This window comes from Citrobacter sp. CF971 (assembly GCF_006385635.1).
GTDB lineage: Bacteria > Pseudomonadota > Gammaproteobacteria > Enterobacterales > Enterobacteriaceae > Citrobacter > Citrobacter freundii.
Genome location: NZ_CP041051.1, coordinates 2,083,696 through 2,100,680 on the forward strand (window position 1 = coordinate 2,083,696; position 16,985 = coordinate 2,100,680).

The following is a 16,985-nucleotide window of genomic DNA, read 5'->3' on the forward strand; positions in this document are numbered from 1 at the left end:
ACATTCACGCCCAGTTTTCCATCTGAAGTACGCGGCCTGCTGGTGGAACGTCCTGCGCGTCATGGGTCACCTGTACCACCGGGATCCCCAACTTACGCACCTCGGTGAAGACCCATTGGCGAAAGGTGTCGCGTAGCGACGCATCCAGCCGACTAAAGGGTTCATCAAGTAACAGTGCCTGGGGCTGAGCCAGTAGTGCGCGGAGCAGGGCGACACGCGAGCGTTGTCCGCCGGAGAGCGACGCCGGATCGCGCGAATAAAAATCGGTCAGGTCAGCGCGCGCGAGAGCACTTTCCACCGCATGGCGTCTGGCGGGACCCTGCAGGCTGGCAGGTAGGGCCAGCAGTAAATTCTGCCCAACGCTGAAATGGTCAAACAACAACGCATCCTGGAACAGAATGCCAATCTGGCGCTGCGCCGTAGGCAGCGCGTCAACGCGTCGTTCGTTGAGCCACAGCTCGCCTGATGCCTGAAACTGAGGCGACAACGCCCCGACCATCCACGAAAACAACGAAGACTTTCCGCTGCCGGAAGAACCCATGATCGTGACAATGTCACTTTTATCAACCTGAAAGGTAACGTTCTTCAGCAGCGCAGTCGCCCCCTGGTACAACGAAACGTTTTGCACAATGAGCATTAGCGGAGTCCTTGTCGAAAGCGGCCAATCCACGCGGCGAGAAAGGCTGCGAGCGCGAAAACGAGCAGTGGTAGAAGAAGCTGCCACAACGCTTGTGTTGCCAGAATCTCGCTGCTACCGCCGCTGCTTAATGCCACCGCTTCGGTGGTCAGCGTGGAATAGCGTCCGGCACCTAGCCACAGCGTCGGCATATACTGGGCGATACTGACCGAGAAGCCAACCGCGAAGGCAATCAATGCCGGACGCACCAGCTGCGGGCATTTCACCAGCCAGAATATCCGCCCCTGCGACCAGCCCAGCGTTTGTGCAATCAAAATTAATCGCGGGTCAATGCGCTGCCAGGCCGGTTTAAGCACAAATAGCATCCAGGGCATCACCCACAGCAGGTGGCCCCAGATAATGGTTGTCATCAGTCCATCCTGTTCGGCATATAACGCCAGCAGATATTGTCCGGTTACCAGTGGTAGCGCAGGCAAAATGAGCGGTAGCCAGACCCAGCGGTGCCCGGTTTGTGGACCCCATTCCAGCCAGACAAAAAGTATCAGTAGCGCTAACACGCTGGAAAGGAGCCCTAGCTGCAGGCTATTGCTGAGCGCCTCGTGGTTTAGTGAGGAATAGCTGGCGATAAGCGCCAGTACAAGCGCGCATACCACACCGCTGACGGGCAAGATCTGTACCAGCGGGCGTGCGATTGTTATAGGTGAAAAATGCAGGCGTTCACCATTTACTGCCGGGATAGTACGTCGCCAGGCGCGCCACAACAGATAACTCACCAGCGCGATAATGAGGAGTAACAGCACCAGCAACAGGCTGGCGAGTGCGCCTTTCGCCTGCTGTTCGACATCGCCCTGACTGAGCCATTGCCAGCTCAATACGGCCAGTGTTGGCGGATTTCCGGGGCCGAGGACGATTGCCACATCCACAACGGAGAGTGACCAGGCAACAATCGCCAGCATAGCTTTGCCTAATGCCGGGCCGATAGCGGGCAGTACCAGCCAGTTCAGGCATTGCAGTCGGCTGTAACCCAGCGAATCCAGCACGATAACCTGCTGCGAAAGTTGTTTTTCACTCAGTAGAGCCGAGAGGATCCATAACAAAAAAGCGCTCTCTTTCACCGCCAGCGTCACGCCAAGCCCAATGCCGTAACGGTCTGGCTGTGGGCTGAGGAACGGAAGCCATTGCCAGATTTTACCGCCTTCGGCAAAAACCAACAGCACGCTGGTGGCGAAGGCAACATGCGGGGTCGCCAGCAGCCACGGAAGACGGGTGCTTAGTCGCGCCCAGCCTGCACCGGGCCATAAAGCGAAGATCGCCAGCAGCGCGATGATTAGTGCGCCGCCGGCAGCCAGTCCTGTGGAAACAAGCGTCGCCAGTAACGCCTGCGGAAGTTGAGGGTCGGCAAAGAGAGCCAGCCAATGGGTTAGGCTAAGGGCTGGCGCTATCAGAGAGAAAGCCGCTGGCACCAACGGCAGATAAACTGCCGCCATGATGGCCCAGAGTAGCAAAATTAATGCGTACCGTAGCGGCGTAGCCATTCTTGTTCCAGAGCGTTTACCCAGGCAGCATGCGGTTCCGGCAGAACGGCAGGGAGTCCTTGTGGGATCCGTGCCAGCAGCGCATCACGCTGTTCGACAGGTAATTTTTGTGGATCAAGCACCGAAGGATCTCCCCAGACAGTTGAGTCGGCTTTACGCAGTTGTGCTTCGGGCGAAAGCAGGAAGTTTGCCACGACTTTTGCTGCGGCACTGGCGCGGGCATTCGCCGGAATGGCAACAAAGTGCACGTTGCCGAGCATGCCCTGTGAGAAACCAAAACTGTAGCTGCTTTTAGGCAATTCGCCGCTGGCTACTTTTTGCTGCGCGTGGGCAGGGTTAAAGGTCAATGACAAATGCAGGGTGCCGCTATTGAGCAGTACATCCATTCGTGCTGGCGTGGGCGGAAAATCTTTGCCTTCACGCCAAAGTACAGGGTGCAAGGTATCAAGATAATGCCACAATGGCGCGGTAACGTCGGCGAATGTCGCTGCATCTGGCGCAACTTTCAATGCTTGTGGTTTGGTGGTGAGCGATATTAACAACTGCTCCAGAAACGCCGTGCCGGTAAAGTCTGGCGGGCGCGGATAGGTCACCGTGCCAGGGTGCGCCTGCGCAAATTCAAGCAGTGCTTGCGGAGATTGCGGCGGCTGCGCGGTGAGATCGCGCCGGGCAATAAAGGTGAGTTGGGCACCGCCCCACGGTGATTCAGCTCCCTCCGTTGGAACGGAGAAATCTTCGGTCACCGGTTTCTGGGTATCAACATAGCGCCAGTTAGGTAGCGTTTGCGCCCACTGAGTTTGCAGAAGCCCGGCTTCTTTCAGAGTGCGGAAGTTTTCGCCGTTAACCCACAATAAATCGACAGAACCCCCGGTTTTTCGCCCGGATGCTGCTTCTGTCTGGATACGTTTTACCGCGTCGGCGGCATCTGCGAGACGTACGATTTTCAGGTTAATGGCATAGTGCGTTTTCATCTCGCCGCTAACCCAATCGAGATACTGGTTAACTGCATTGTCGCCACCCCAGGCGTTGAACCACACCGTCTGACCGCGGGCATCATTTTTGATTTGTTGCCAGCCGTCGTCCTGGGCAAACGTCGCCAGCGGACAGAGCATTAAACTCAGGCACAATAAGCAGTAACGCATAGTATCTCCATGGCTAAAAATGGGGGAAGTCTCAGTTTTTTTTTCGCTGATGTTCAAGATAAAGGCTTCTCGCCACTGAAATTATTACGCTCAGAGCGAACAGGATGAACAGGCCGGTTACAAACCAAAATGTACCGCCGGTTAACAGGCTACCAGCCCATGAATAGACGATAGTGGCGGGTAACTGACCGATACCGGTGGCGATGAAAAAATGGCGAAACCGAATCGAGGTCAGGCCTGCTGCGTAGCTTACCGGATCGAACGGTACAAAAGGTAACAGTCGACAGACCAGAATGGTGTGCTTGCCATAACGCTCGAAAAAAGCGTCCATGTTGTTCAACACCGTTTTTCCGGTCAGTTTCTCCACCGCGCCACGGCCTAAAACACGGGCAATAAAAAAGCACAGCGCCGCGCCGGCCATTGCGCTGCACCAGGACAATATGCCGCCCCAAAATGCACCAAACAGCGAGGCGTTGGCAAAGGTGATCACAAAAGCGGGAAGCGGGGCGACGATGGCCTGCAAGATCATCAGGAAGAATGAAACGACCGCCGCCTGAGTTCCGTAAGAACGAATAAAATTCTCAATTGCATGCTGATCGAGCGTGGCAAATGCCGCCAGGCTGGCGTGGAGAAAATCGCTCACGCCAGGTATCCACGCCCACGCCATCAGCGCGAGCAGCAGCAGGATTATCACTCCTGCGCGGTAGTAATGGATGCGTCGTTTTATCATTTATCTGCGCACTCGTGAGGAGCTGATGGATCGATACGCTTATACCGGGCCCAGGCTTTGGTTGCCTGTACGAGGGCGAATAACGCCAGCCCCGCCACGCTGAGCTTACCGATAAATGCCCAACTAATTCCTTCGCTGGCCAGTTCGTGCGACATCAGCGTATAAATAAAAATGCCTGGTAAAGTGGTTGCCGCAGATATCACGGTAAATGACCAGAACGGAATAGCCGTCAGCCCATAGGCGTAATTTTGAATGTTATAAGGGAACAGCGGCACGAGCCGGGTGAGGATCAGAAAGTCAACTCCGCTATGGGCAATACCTTTTTCGATAGCCTGAAACATTGTCGTATGCCCAACGTATTTCAGGAGCAGATCCCGTCCAAGCCAGCGAGCCAGCAAAAACGACAGCGCCGAGGCCAAGGTTGCTGCCACTAAGGAGATAAGCGTCCCTGCCACGGGGCCAAACAGCACACCGCCGACGATCACCAGGATGCTGCCGGGGATCAGACACAGCGCAGCAACAATAAACAGCAGGATATAAAGCGTATAGCCGAACATACCGCTTTGGCGGATGACGTCTTGTAAATGATGGAAATTGGTTATCAGGTCGGTCAGACCATAATGATGGAAAACTCCCGCCAGAACGCAGAACAGGACCGCGACAATCAGCAGCCGGTATTCTGCTTTATGCGAACTTCTTTTTCATGGGGGGTCTCCTGTAAAACCGAGTGCAATGGAGCATTTTCGTCAGCGAAAAGTGCGCGCGAAGATATAATAAATTCCCGGCCGCAACAATGTATTACCGTCGCTTTATTGATTTTGCACAGAATAAACAGACTCTCCAGGCCGGGCCCGGAGAGTAACAAAACATAGAAGATCAGACGCGGAATTTAGCCCATACCGGCGCATGGTCGGACGGTTTTTCCATACTGCGAATTTCATAGTCGATGCCGGTTTCTTCGCAGCGTTCCGCCAATGGGTTGCTCGCCAGCAACAGATCGATACGCAGGCCACGGTTATCGTCAAAGCCTTTTGAGCGGTAATCAAACCACGAGAACTGGTCATTCTTTTCAGGATTTGCGTGACGGTAGGTATCCACCAGACCCCAGCCCAGCAGGCGTTCCATCCACTCACGCTCCTCCGGCAGGAAGGAACATTTTCCGGTACGCAGCCAGCGTTTACGGTTCTCTTCGCCAATGCCGATATCGAGATCGGTTGGGCTAATATTCATATCGCCCATGATCAATACCGGATTGTCGCGCTTCAACTCTGTCTCAAGATAGTTTTGCAGGTTCTGGTAAAACGCGGCTTTGGCCGGGAATTTAGTTTCATGGTCGCGGCTTTCGCCCTGCGGGAAATAGCCGTTGATCACAGTGATGCTGCCCAGAGGGGACGGAATTTCTGCCATGATGATACGACGCTGCGCTTCTTCGTCATCGCCCGGGAAGCCACGACGTACCGCAATTGGCGTTTCTTTCGTTAACAACGCGACGCCGTAATGGCCTTTCTGGCCGTGATAAAAGACGTTGTAACCGAGCTTTGCTACCTCTTCGAGAGGGAACATATCGTCGTGGACTTTTGTCTCCTGTAAGCCAATAACATCCGGTTGATGTTTTTCGACAATGGCTGCCAGTTGATGAGGACGGGCACGCAGGCCGTTGATATTAAAAGAGACAAATTTCATAGTCACTGCCACTTTGCAAGATGAATAGTGCAAGGATGGTAGCAGAATTTCTGCAGACTGACTGCTTCTTGTCACCTGATTCCAACAATGATTGCTAATGGTGTTAACGATGGAGCAAAAACTGCACCGTTTTGGCGCGAAGCGCGCCGGAATGGAGCAATAATTTCCGAAAAATTTCGTATACGATCACAATTCCAGAATTATATTTGGCGACTGAATAAAACTGCGTTTTTTCCTCTGTTTAGTCACCTGATGCGCAAACATATTCACTTTATATGCACATATAGTGAATATCGTCACGTTGTAACCTGTTGATATTCCGTCCTCGACCTCCGTTTATGCACTTTTTTCGCTGGCTGGCACGAACCCTGCAATCTACATTTACACCGCAAACACTATATTTATTAACATATAAATAACTTTTTATTTACCGTTGAGGTCGCTATGTCTCTGTCAATTACGCGTGAAAATTTTGATGAATGGATGATGCCTGTATACGCTCCGGCCCCTTTTATTCCGGTGCGGGGTGAAGGTTCACGTCTGTGGGATCAGCAGGGTAAAGAGTATATCGATTTCGCGGGAGGCATTGCAGTTAACGCGCTGGGTCACGCCCATCCGGCATTGCGCGAGGCATTAAACGACCAGGCGAGCAAATTCTGGCATACCGGAAATGGCTACACCAACGAGCCAGTATTGCGTCTGGCGAAAAAACTGATTGACGCCACCTTCGCCGAGCGCATTTTCTTCTGTAACTCCGGCGCTGAAGCCAACGAAGCGGCACTAAAACTGGCGCGTAAATATGCCCACGATCGTTTTGGCAGCCAGAAGAGCGGGATTGTGGCGTTTAAAAATGCCTTCCATGGCCGCACGCTGTTTACCGTCAGCGCCGGCGGTCAGCCCGCCTATTCACAGGATTTCGCGCCGTTGCCGCCGGATATCCGCCATGCCGTGTATAACGATCTCGATTCTGCCAGCCAACTGATTGATGACACGACCTGTGCGGTCATCGTCGAGCCTGTCCAGGGCGAAGGCGGCGTGGTGCCGGCAACAAACGCGTTTTTGCAGGGGTTGCGTGAATTATGCGATCGCCATAATGCGCTGCTGATTTTTGATGAGGTTCAGACCGGGGTTGGCCGTACTGGCGAGCTGTATGCCTATATGCATTACGGCGTTACGCCGGACCTGCTGACGACAGCTAAAGCGCTGGGCGGTGGTTTCCCCATCGGCGCACTGCTGGCGACAGAGCATTGCGCCAGTGTGATGACGGTGGGTACGCACGGTACAACGTACGGCGGCAACCCGCTGGCGACGGCGGTGGCGGGTAAACTGCTGGAAATTGTTAACACGCCGGAAGTGCTCAACGGAGTAAAACAGTGCCACGACTGGTTTGTGGAGCGTATTAACGCCATTAACGAACGTTTTGGACTGTTTAGTGAAATTCGTGGACTCGGGCTGCTGATCGGCTGCGTGCTGAACGCGGAATTTGCCGGGAAAGCGAAACTCATCTCGCAAGAAGCGGCTGTCGCCGGGGTGATGGTACTGATTGCTGGCGCTAACGTGGTGCGTTTTGCGCCAGCGCTCAATGTCAGCGAAGAAGAAGTTGCCACCGGACTGGATCGCTTTGCGCTGGCCTGCGAACGCATTAAAGCAGGAGGTTCATCATGATGGTGATTCGTCCCATTGAACGTGCTGATATCACCGCGTTGATGCAGCTTGCCGGTAAGACCGGCGGCGGATTGACCTCGCTACCGGCGAATGAAGCGACGCTAATGGCGCGTATCGAACGTTCGCTACAAACCTGGCGCGGTGAGTTGCCCAAAAGTGAGCAGGGATATGTGTTTGTGCTGGAAGACAGCGCCAGCGGAACTGTGGCCGGGATTTGCGCCATTGAGGTGGCGGTAGGACTTAACGATCCCTGGTACAACTATCGGGTCGGCACACTGGTCCACGCCTCGAAAGAGCTGAATGTGTATAACGCGCTGCCGACGTTGTTTCTGAGTAACGATCACACGGGTAGCAGCGAGCTTTGTACGCTGTTTCTCGATCCGGACTGGCGAAAAGAAGGCAACGGCTATTTGTTGTCAAAATCACGCTTTATGTTTATGGCCGCGTTTCGTGACAAGTTTAATGAGAAGGTCGTGGCTGAGATGCGCGGCGTGATTGATGAACACGGTTACTCGCCGTTTTGGCAAAGCCTCGGCAAACGCTTTTTTTCAATGGAATTCAGCCGGGCGGATTTTCTCTGCGGAACAGGGCAAAAAGCGTTTATTGCTGAATTAATGCCCAAGCATCCTATTTACACCGATTTCCTGTCTGATGAAGCACAAAGCGTGATTGGTCAGGTTCATCCGCAAACGGCGCCCGCGCGGGCGGTGCTGGAGAAAGAGGGCTTTCGCTATCGCAACTATGTCGATATTTTCGACGGCGGGCCGACGCTGGAATGCGATATTGACCGGGTGCGGGCGATTCGTAAAAGCAGGCTGGTGGAAGTGGCGGAAGGTCAGCCAGCAACCGGCGATTATCCGGCCTGTCTGGTTGCCAATGAAAACTATCAAAACTTCCGCGTCATGCTGGTTCGCGCAGACCCGGATACCCAACGTCTGGTACTGACGGCGGCACAACTGGATGCCCTGAAATGCCACGCGGGCGACCATGTACGTTTTGTGCGTCTTTGTGCAGAGGAGAAAACAGCATGACACTATGGATAAACGGTGACTGGGTGACGGGACTGGGCGAGCGCCGGGTGAAAACCAACCCAGTAGGTGGTGATGTGCTGTGGCACGGCAATGATGCCGATGCCACGCAGGTGACGCAAGCGTGCCAGGCTGCGCGTGCAGCTTTTGCCGGTTGGGCTAAACAGCCCTTCAGTGAACGCCAGGCGATTGTTGAAAAGTTTGCTTCATTGTTGGAAAGCAATAAGTCCGAGCTAACCCAGATTATCGCCAGGGAAACCGGCAAACCACGCTGGGAAGCCGCGACTGAACTGACGGCGATGATCAATAAAATCGCCATCTCCGTCAAAGCTTACCATGCCCGTACCGGAGAGCAGCACAGCGAACTACCGGATGGCGCGGCAACGTTGCGCCATCGCCCACACGGCGTGCTGGCGGTTTTTGGTCCGTATAACTTCCCAGGTCATTTACCCAATGGCCATATTGTTCCGGCATTGCTGGCAGGCAATACGTTGATTTTCAAACCCAGCGAGTTGACGCCGTGGACCGGTGAAACAGTAACAAAGCTGTGGGAACAGGCGGGATTGCCGCCGGGCGTGCTGAACCTGGTGCAGGGCGGACGTGAAACAGGGCAGGCGCTGAGTGCGCTGGAAGACCTCGATGGTCTGCTGTTTACCGGCAGTGCCAATACCGGTTATCAGTTGCATCGGCAGTTATCCGGTCAACCGGAAAAAATCCTCGCCCTCGAGATGGGGGGTAATAATCCGCTGATTATTGAGAATCCGGAGGATATTGATGCCGCGGTACATCTGACCATTCAGTCCGCATTTGTCACCGCCGGACAGCGCTGTACCTGTGCCCGCCGCCTGTTAGTTAAAAAAGGCGCGCAGGGTGATGCGTTCCTGACGCGTCTGGTAGAGGTTAGTCAGCGTTTAATGCCCGGTAACTGGGATGCGGAACCGCAGCCGTTTATGGGCGGACTGATTTCCGAACAGGCCGCGCAGCATGTCTATGATGCCTGGCAGCGTCTGGCGTCGTTGGGGGGACGTACGCTGTTGGCGCCACGTCTGGTGAAAGCCGGAACGTCACTGCTGACCCCTGGAATCATTGAACTGACCGGGGCGGCGAACGTACCTGATGAAGAGGTTTTTGGGCCGCTGCTTGGCGTATGGCGTTATGACAGTTTTGATGAGGCGATTCGTGTGGCGAACAACACCCGCTTTGGACTGTCGTGTGGGTTAGTTTCGCCCGATCGCGGCCAGTTTGAACAGCTACTGCTGGAGGCACGAGCAGGGATCGTCAACTGGAATAAGCCGTTAACCGGCGCTGCGAGTACCGCACCGTTTGGCGGCGTTGGCGCTTCCGGGAACCATCGCGCCAGCGCGTGGTATGCCGCAGATTATTGCGCCTGGCCGATGGCAAGTCTGGAATCACCGGTCTTAACGCTGCCAACGGCGCTTAGCCCCGGGCTGGATTTTTCTCGCGAGGATAATCTATGAAAGCCCGTGAGGTAAATTTTGATGGCCTGGTGGGACTGACTCACCACTATGCTGGATTGTCATTTGGTAATGAGGCCTCAACCAAACATCGATTTCAGGTGTCGAACCCGCGTCTGGCGGCGAAGCAAGGTCTGCTAAAGATGAAAGCGTTGGCGGATGCGGGTTTTCCTCAGGCGGTGATCCCCCCCCACGAGCGGCCTTTTATTCCGGTTCTGCGTCAGTTGGGTTTTAGCGGCAGTGATGAACAGGTGCTGGAGAAAGTGGCGCGTCAGGCACCTCACTGGCTCTCCAGTGCCAGCTCCGCATCGCCTATGTGGGTAGCGAATGCGGCAACGGTTTGCCCTTCAGCAGATTCGCTGGACGGGAAAGTGCATCTGACGGTGGCGAATCTGAATAATAAGTTCCACCGTTCGCTGGAAGCTCCTACTACCGAAGCGTTGCTACGGGCGATTTTCCGTGATGAGAATAGTTTTGCTGTCCACGGTGCGTTACCCCAGGTTGCGCTTTTCGGTGATGAAGGGGCGGCAAACCATAACCGCCTCGGTGGAGATTACGGCGATCCCGGTGTACAGCTATTTGTTTACGGTCGTGAAGAAGGCAATGCATCCCAGCCGAAGCGCTATCCGGCAAGGCAATCCCGTGAGGCCAGTGAGGCGGTCGCACGACTGAATCAGGTTAACCCGCATCAGTGTATTTTTGCTCAGCAAAATCCGGATGTCATCGATCTTGGTGTGTTTCATAACGATGTGATTGCGGTGTCGAATCGCCAGGTGTTGTTTTGTCATCAGCAGGCGTTTGTTAGACAGCAGGCGTTATTAGAGCAGTTGCGTAGTCAGGTGGCAGGTTTTACCCCGCTGGAAGTCCCGACTGCGGAAGTTTCGGTGCAGGATGCGGTGACTACCTATCTGTTTAACAGTCAGTTGCTGAGTCGTGACGACGGTTCGATGATGCTGGTCCTGCCGCAGGAGTGCCGGGAGCATACTGGCGTGTGGCGGTATCTGAACCGTCTTCTCGAGGAAGACAATCCGATCGATGACCTGCGGGTATTCGATCTGCGTGAAAGTATGTCCAACGGCGGCGGTCCGGCATGCTTGCGCCTGAGAGTGGTGCTCACCTTGCAGGAACAGCAGGCGGTGAATCCGGCGGTTATCATGAACGATATGCTGTTTAACACGTTGAATAACTGGGTTGACCGTTACTATCGCGATCGTCTTACCGCTGCCGACCTTGCCGACCCACAGCTGTTGCGCGAGGGGCGTGAAGCGCTGGATACGCTGACGCAATTGCTTAACCTCGGCTCTGTGTATCCTTTCCAGTTGGAGGGGATGCGCCATGGATAACTTTCTGGCTATCACGCTCGCAGGCGCCACTCCAGAGAAAACGCAAGGAACCATTCATGGTTTTGACTGGCAGTGGATCGGTCACGGAATTCTGGAACTGACGCCGCTTGCACCCGTTGAACATTCTCTGGTGCTGTCTGCGGGGATCCATGGCAATGAAACCGCGCCGGTAGAGATACTCGACTCATTGTTGTCCAGGTTATTTAGCGGCGAGCTGGCACTAACATGGCGGCTACTGGTGATTCTGGGAAACCCGCAGGCGCTTGCTGCGGGAAAACGGTATTGTCATAGCGACCTGAATCGTATGTTTGGCGGCCGGTGGCAGATTTTTACCGCGAGTGAAGAAACGCGCCGAGCCCATGAGCTTGAGCTGTGTCTGGAGGATTTTTATTCGCGGGCGAAAGAGCCAGCACGCTGGCATCTGGATCTACACACCGCGATTCGCGGTTCACAGCATCTGCGCTTTGGCGTGTTGCCACAACGCAACGTTGCCTGGGATGAGGGTTTTCTTGAATGGCTGGGAGATGCGGGACTGGAGGCGCTGGTTTTTCATCAGACGCCTGGCGGCACGTTCACCCATTTTAGCGGGGAACATTTTGGCGCACTGGCCTGTACGCTGGAACTCGGTAAAGCGCTGCCGTTTGGACAAAACGATCTGTCCCAGTTTGCGCAAACGGCAGACGCACTGGCGCAGTTGCTGCGAGGCGAGCGAGTATCGACGGGAGAAACATCTCCGCTGCGCTACCGCGTAGTGTCGCAAATCACGCGACGTAGCGATGATTTTATTCTCCATATGGATAACCAGACGCTCAACTTTACCCCTTTTAAAGAGGGAACCTTGCTGGCGCAGGACGGTGATGAACGTTTTATTGTCACCCATGATGTTGAATACGTTCTCTTTCCGAATCCCAACGTGGCCTGTGGTTTACGTGCCGGGCTGATGCTCCAAAAAATGTGATAAATATATATGCCTTGCAGGTTTATCCTTCAGGGCTTATTTTTGCGTGCTGTTTTTATTTATTACGGATTATTCCTGGTGAATTGCTTTCTTAATAATCAGGTTTCAGGTATAGTTCTTCATAATCCTTTCAAAATCATCGTGTTGTAATTTTTTATTGCAACTCTGCGCAATTTATTCTTTTTTTCTTCATAATTGATGAAAATTTGTTTTTTATACTTTCACTGTTTTACCGTTGCTCTGATTAATTGACGCTTAAGCCGGTAAAGTTAATCTCGTCAACACGACATCACATTGCATAAGAGTCGCATGAGTGTCGTAAAAATAACTGAAAGAAAGGATAGAAATTATGCGTAAACTGACTGCTCTGTTTGTTGCCTCTACTCTGGCCCTGGGTGCTGCCAACCTGGCTCACGCCGCTGACACGACAACAGCTGCGCCAGCTGATGCCAAACCGATGATGCACCACAACGGTAAATTCGCCCCGCATCACGACATGATGTTCAAAGACCTGAACCTGACCGATGCTCAGAAACAGCAGATTCGCGAGATCATGAAAGGTCAACGCGACCAGATGAAACGTCCGCCGCTGGAAGAGCGTCGCGCGATGCACGACATTATTGCCAGCGATAGTTTCGATAAAGCGAAAGCCGAAGCGCAGATTGCGAAGATGGAAGAACAGCGCAAAGCCAACATGCTGGCGCATATGGAAACTCAGAACAAGATTTACAACATTCTGACCCCGGAACAGAAAAAGCAGTTTAATGCCAATTTTGAGAAGCGTCTGACAGAACGTGCAGCGCAGAAAGGTAAAATGCCACAAGCTGCCGAGTAATCGATCAGCGTCTACACTAAATCATTCATGCTGTGTTGCACTGATTGCCGCACAGCGTGAAACCAAACTCAAGACCGCCGCTCTTGTCCACAACACGTTTAACGATGTGGGCAGGATCGGCGGTTTTTTCTTTCCTGCCTATTGCACCGGACACACGACACGCTATTCTCCTGAAGCCCGTGAAAATTCTACCTGGATCAGCGCGTTATTCTTTTTTGCAAAACACCGGGTTCATCGCTAAGGCAAATCAACTCTGCTGCCGATAACAATAATCTGCAGGGTGAACATACCAATGATGATTTATGGCTGCCTGTTTACGGCGGGTTGCCGTGCTGCGTCTTTCTGGAGGGATGATGGAATACTTTGATATCCGCAAAATGCCGGTCAATCTGTGGCGAAATGGTGCGGGAGAAACCCGTGAGATTTGCTGTTTTCCGCCAGCAACACGAGATTTTCACTGGCGGGCGAGTATCGCCTCCATTGCAGCCAACGGAGAGTTTTCTCTCTTTCCCGGCGTAGAACGCGTGATTACTCTACTGGAAGGTGGAGAAGTGACCCTGGAAGAGTCAAACACCTTCACACATACTCTGAAACAGCATCAGCCTTTTACCTTTGCCGGTGACAAGGTGGTAAAAGCGAAGCTGACAGAAGGGCAGATGTCGATGGATTTCAATATCATGACCCGACGGGATGTCTGCCAGGCGAAAGTCAGAGTTGCCGACCGCACGTTTACGACTTTTGGTTCGCGCGGCGGCGTGGTATTTGTTATCAGCGGTGCCTGGCAACTGGGCGATAAGCTACTGACTGCCGATCAGGGTGCAAGCTGGCACGACGGTAAACACACCTTACGACTGCTGGAGCGCGAGGGAAAACTGCTGTTCAGCGAGATTAACTGGATGCCGGGCCATTCTCCGGACGCAGTTCAATAATGTCATATTGACCAGACAGAACAGGCCGACAGAGAATTTTGTAGCCATCATGGTCAAAGCCGGCCGGCATACGCGCCAGGGTAGCCGCTTCATCCAGCGTTGAAACGGCTCCCAGCCACAGCCAGTTGTTGATGATATGGTACTGTGTCATTTCAGCGCGGGTTTCCTGCAGCGCAATGGCATTGCTCCATGGCCAGCAAATCACTCTCACTCTTTCCAGCGCCTCTAACAGACGCAAATGATGGGCTTCATGACTCTCTTTCCCGCAGCACGCTCCGGCGCATCGCTTAAGCGCGGAGCGAAAACAGGCGCGCCCGCGACTCAGGGGTTCCAGCCCCAACAGGCCGTAGCACAGCTGTTGTTCATCCGCGAGGCTTTGCAACGCTTGTAGCGCTGCGCGACGATTGGCAAACAGGCCAAACAGATTGGGGGCATGGGAGAAATCAATATCTCGTGCGTAGACAACCTGAACAGTTCGGTCGGTAAGCTGCAAGGCGCAAAGCTGACGATTGCGCCGCAGTCGTTTATTAAACAACGGCTGCTGTTCTTTGATCAATCGCGCTTCCAGCAGCAGGGCACCAATTTCTCCCGCGGTACAAATCCAGCTAATGCGTTTGGCCTGACGCAGCATTGCTGCTTCGTTTGCGGTACGCAGGTGTGCCATCACGCGGCTGCGAATATTGACGCTTTTACCAATATAGAGCGGCATAGTGTCGCTTTCACTGTGAAACAGATAGACGCCTGGCACGGCGGGAAGCGCACTCAAAAATGGACGCAGGTGCTCAGGATATTCATAGATTGCCGCTGCCTCAAATGTCAGGCGCGGGGCTGATTGACGCCGTACCACTTCTCACTCCGGATGCTGGTTATCCATCCAGTGTAACAGTTTGGAACCGATTAAAAAAGCGGCATCAGATCAGGAAAAGGGACCGGACAGCGGTGATCCCAGTGCTATCCGGCAATATGTGACTAAAAGAATTACGCTTTTTTCCAGAAGTCATCAAACACCGTAATCGGTGTGCGACGTTTGTGCTCGGTCTTCAGATACCAGCCTTCAATTTTTTTCGCGACGTCGGCAGCCAGCGTTTTTCCTTCCAGATAATCGTCGATGTTGTCATAGGTGACGCCTAATGCTGCTTCATCCGGCAGAGAAGGACGATCGTCTTCGAGGTCGGCGGTTGGTGCTTTCTTATATAAATGTTCCGGGCAACCCAGCGCGGCAAGCAACTGCTTACCCTGACGCTTGTTCAAACGGAAAATAGGGTTAATGTCAGTACCACCATCGCCGTATTTGGTGAAAAATCCGGTGATGGCTTCTGCTGCATGATCGGTTCCCACGACAACGCCGCTGGTCATGCCGGCGATACTGTACTGAGCCTTCATACGTTCACGGGCTTTTTCATTGCCACGGACAAAATCGCTCAGTTCAATACCCGCTTCACGCAGGGCCTGTTCACTGGCCAGTACCGCACCCTTAATATTGACGGTGAGTACGCGGTCCGGTTGGATAAAGGCGATGGCATCCTGACAGTCCTGTTCATCAGCCTGAACGCCATATGGCAGACGTACAGCAATAAACTGCAGCGCGTCATTCCCCGTTTCTTCGCGAAGCTCGGAAATAGCCATCTGGCATAGTTTTCCCGCGAGCGTTGAGTCCTGCCCGCCGCTAATCCCTAATACCAGTGATTTCAGAAAGGGGTAGGTCTGCAGATAAGATTTAAGGAAATCCACGCTGCGGCGAATTTCTTCTTCTGCATTGATGTGCGGTTTTGCGCCAAGCGCCTGGATTATCTCTTGCTGCAGAGTCATTTAACCCCCTATGGAAAATAAAATGATCAAAAAATGATGTGTTAAAATTATCGCGTTGAGGCCCAAACGACAAGGGATGCGAGCATCATTTTGTTTTAATAGAATTTTCCGAAACCGCCTAAGTATCATCTGATTGCTTGAAAAATGCGTTGTTGTGCTCCAGGCTTATATAACACGCTGAAATACAAGAGGACGGAATATGAACAAGAACCTAACAGGAATTCTGAGTGCAGCGGCTGTTTTGACTATGCTGGCAGGGTGTACGGCTTACGATCGTACCAAAGACCAATTTGTTCAGCCCGTGGTGAAAGATGTGAAGAAAGGGATGAGCCGGGCGCAGGTGGCGCAGATTGCCGGTAAACCTTCTTCTGAAGTCAGCATGATTCATGCGCGAGGGACATGCCAGACCTACATCCTGGGTCAACGAGATGGTAAAGCTGAAACCTATTTTGTTGCTTTAGATGACACCGGACATGTGATTAACTCCGGTTACCAGACCTGCGCAGAGTACGACACCGACCCGCAGGCGGCGAAGAAGTAACAACTGCTTATTGCCTGAGCATTCAGACGAACCGGCCATCGTGCCGGTTTTTTTGTGCCGAACGATCTTATTTATTGCCGCGAATTATTTGCCCGAAATGTGAGGGGGGTCATAACGACAGGTCAAGGAGAGACAATTTAGTTGGTCAAGGAAATACCATCCACTGGTGCAATCCCGTATACTCATTTCAGCCACCTAAAAAAGTAATTTAGCTGACGCAAGTTACCCAGAGCATGGATGCAGGTTATGGCTTGCGGAGTGTCTGGTTGACAGATAATCGCATATGAGGATCGTTTTAATGGAAAAGAAACACATTTATCTGTTTTGTTCTGCGGGCATGTCGACTTCATTGTTGGTTTCGAAGATGCGTGCTCAGGCCGAAAAATACGAAGTGCCGGTTATTATTGAAGCGTTTCCTGAAACGCTGGCCGGAGAAAAAGGTCCAACGGCCGATGTCGTGTTATTAGGTCCACAAATTGCTTATATGTTGCCCGAAATTCAGCGTTTGTTACCCAACAAGCCTGTGGAAGTGATTGACTCGCTGCTGTATGGCAAAGTCGATGGTTTAGGCGTGCTTAAGGCTGCTGTTGCAGCAATTAAAAAAGCCGCAGCAAATTAATTATTTTATTTTAATTTTTCCCGTCAAAGAGTTATTTCATTAACATTCACCGCAAT

At 52.9% G+C, this 16,985-nt stretch carries 17 protein-coding genes; 9 read left to right on the forward strand and 8 right to left on the reverse strand.

Features of this window, described 5'->3' with window-relative positions:
• Positions 1-4: 4 nt before the first annotated feature.
• The 6 genes from E6P06_RS13475 to xthA all read right to left on the reverse strand — a co-directional run bounded on the left by E6P06_RS13475 (position 5) and on the right by xthA (position 5,727).
• Positions 5-637, reverse strand: coding sequence for an ATP-binding cassette domain-containing protein (locus E6P06_RS13475; protein ID WP_139935322.1), 633 nt, complete (start codon positions 635-637; stop codon positions 5-7).
• Positions 637-2,172 carry a thiamine ABC transporter permease gene (locus tag E6P06_RS13480; protein WP_139935323.1) on the reverse strand — a complete coding sequence of 512 codons (1,536 nt, stop codon included), beginning with the start codon at positions 2,170-2,172 and terminating at the stop codon, positions 637-639. Before E6P06_RS13480 ends, E6P06_RS13475 begins: the two co-directional genes overlap by 1 nt.
• Entirely contained in the window at positions 2,145-3,314 is a 1,170-nt protein-coding gene (locus E6P06_RS13485) for an ABC transporter substrate-binding protein (RefSeq protein ID WP_139935324.1), read from the reverse strand. The genes E6P06_RS13480 and E6P06_RS13485 overlap by 28 nt, the downstream gene beginning before the upstream one ends.
• A gap of 31 nt (positions 3,315-3,345) precedes the next feature.
• Complete coding sequence (locus E6P06_RS13490) at positions 3,346-4,044, reverse strand: TVP38/TMEM64 family protein (protein WP_139935325.1); 699 nt, start codon at positions 4,042-4,044, stop codon at positions 3,346-3,348.
• Positions 4,041-4,697, reverse strand: coding sequence for a TVP38/TMEM64 family protein (locus E6P06_RS13495; protein WP_168199060.1), 657 nt, complete (start codon positions 4,695-4,697; stop codon positions 4,041-4,043). Before E6P06_RS13495 ends, E6P06_RS13490 begins: the two co-directional genes overlap by 4 nt.
• A 223-nt stretch (positions 4,698-4,920) precedes the next feature.
• The gene (gene xthA, locus E6P06_RS13500) at positions 4,921-5,727 is read right to left on the reverse strand and encodes an exodeoxyribonuclease III (RefSeq protein ID WP_003030642.1); all 807 of its coding nucleotides are present in this window, start codon (positions 5,725-5,727) and stop codon (positions 4,921-4,923) included.
• 444 nt (positions 5,728-6,171) lie between these two features.
• On the opposite strand from xthA, the gene E6P06_RS13510 reads away from it, so the two are divergent.
• From E6P06_RS13510 to ves, 7 genes are all read left to right on the forward strand, one after another.
• A complete protein-coding gene (locus E6P06_RS13510) occupies positions 6,172-7,392 on the forward strand; it encodes an aspartate aminotransferase family protein (RefSeq protein WP_139935326.1) in 1,221 nt (406 codons plus the stop codon).
• A complete protein-coding gene (astA, locus tag E6P06_RS13515) occupies positions 7,389-8,423 on the forward strand; it encodes an arginine N-succinyltransferase (RefSeq protein WP_003030637.1) in 1,035 nt (344 codons plus the stop codon). Before E6P06_RS13510 ends, astA begins: the two co-directional genes overlap by 4 nt.
• Positions 8,420-9,898: a succinylglutamate-semialdehyde dehydrogenase gene (gene astD, locus E6P06_RS13520; RefSeq protein ID WP_016150120.1), complete on the forward strand. Its 1,479-nt coding sequence runs from the start codon at positions 8,420-8,422 to the stop codon at positions 9,896-9,898. Before astA ends, astD begins: the two co-directional genes overlap by 4 nt.
• On the forward strand, positions 9,895-11,238 hold the full coding sequence (gene astB / locus E6P06_RS13525; protein ID WP_003843447.1) for an N-succinylarginine dihydrolase: 1,344 nt from the start codon (positions 9,895-9,897) through the stop codon (positions 11,236-11,238). Before astD ends, astB begins: the two co-directional genes overlap by 4 nt.
• Positions 11,231-12,196: a succinylglutamate desuccinylase gene (gene astE / locus E6P06_RS13530; RefSeq protein ID WP_016150121.1), complete on the forward strand. Its 966-nt coding sequence runs from the start codon at positions 11,231-11,233 to the stop codon at positions 12,194-12,196. Before astB ends, astE begins: the two co-directional genes overlap by 8 nt.
• 349 nt (positions 12,197-12,545) lie before the next feature.
• The gene (gene spy / locus E6P06_RS13535; RefSeq protein ID WP_003030629.1) at positions 12,546-13,031 is read left to right on the forward strand and encodes an ATP-independent periplasmic protein-refolding chaperone Spy; all 486 of its coding nucleotides are present in this window, start codon (positions 12,546-12,548) and stop codon (positions 13,029-13,031) included.
• Positions 13,032-13,384: 353 nt separating this feature from the next.
• On the forward strand, positions 13,385-13,960 hold the full coding sequence (gene ves, locus E6P06_RS13540; RefSeq protein WP_003030626.1) for an environmental stress-induced protein Ves: 576 nt from the start codon (positions 13,385-13,387) through the stop codon (positions 13,958-13,960).
• Here ves and cho read toward each other — a convergent pair.
• Both cho and nadE read right to left on the reverse strand, forming a co-directional pair.
• Positions 13,920-14,807, reverse strand: coding sequence for an excinuclease Cho (gene cho, locus E6P06_RS13545; RefSeq protein ID WP_003030624.1), 888 nt, complete (start codon positions 14,805-14,807; stop codon positions 13,920-13,922). The two genes, ves and cho, sit on opposite strands and share 41 nt — an antisense overlap.
• A gap of 131 nt (positions 14,808-14,938) precedes the next feature.
• Positions 14,939-15,769 carry an ammonia-dependent NAD(+) synthetase gene (gene nadE / locus E6P06_RS13550; protein WP_032936096.1) on the reverse strand — a complete coding sequence of 277 codons (831 nt, stop codon included), beginning with the start codon at positions 15,767-15,769 and terminating at the stop codon, positions 14,939-14,941.
• A 199-nt stretch (positions 15,770-15,968) separates the two neighbouring features.
• Here nadE and osmE point away from each other — a divergent pair, with 199 nt between their 5' ends.
• On the forward strand, positions 15,969-16,310 hold the full coding sequence (gene osmE / locus E6P06_RS13555) for an osmotically-inducible lipoprotein OsmE (RefSeq protein ID WP_003030621.1): 342 nt from the start codon (positions 15,969-15,971) through the stop codon (positions 16,308-16,310).
• Between the two features lie 298 nt (positions 16,311-16,608).
• Positions 16,609-16,929 carry a PTS N,N'-diacetylchitobiose transporter subunit IIB gene (chbB, locus tag E6P06_RS13560; RefSeq protein WP_003840900.1) on the forward strand — a complete coding sequence of 107 codons (321 nt, stop codon included), beginning with the start codon at positions 16,609-16,611 and terminating at the stop codon, positions 16,927-16,929.
• The last annotated feature ends 56 nt before the right edge of the window (positions 16,930-16,985 follow it).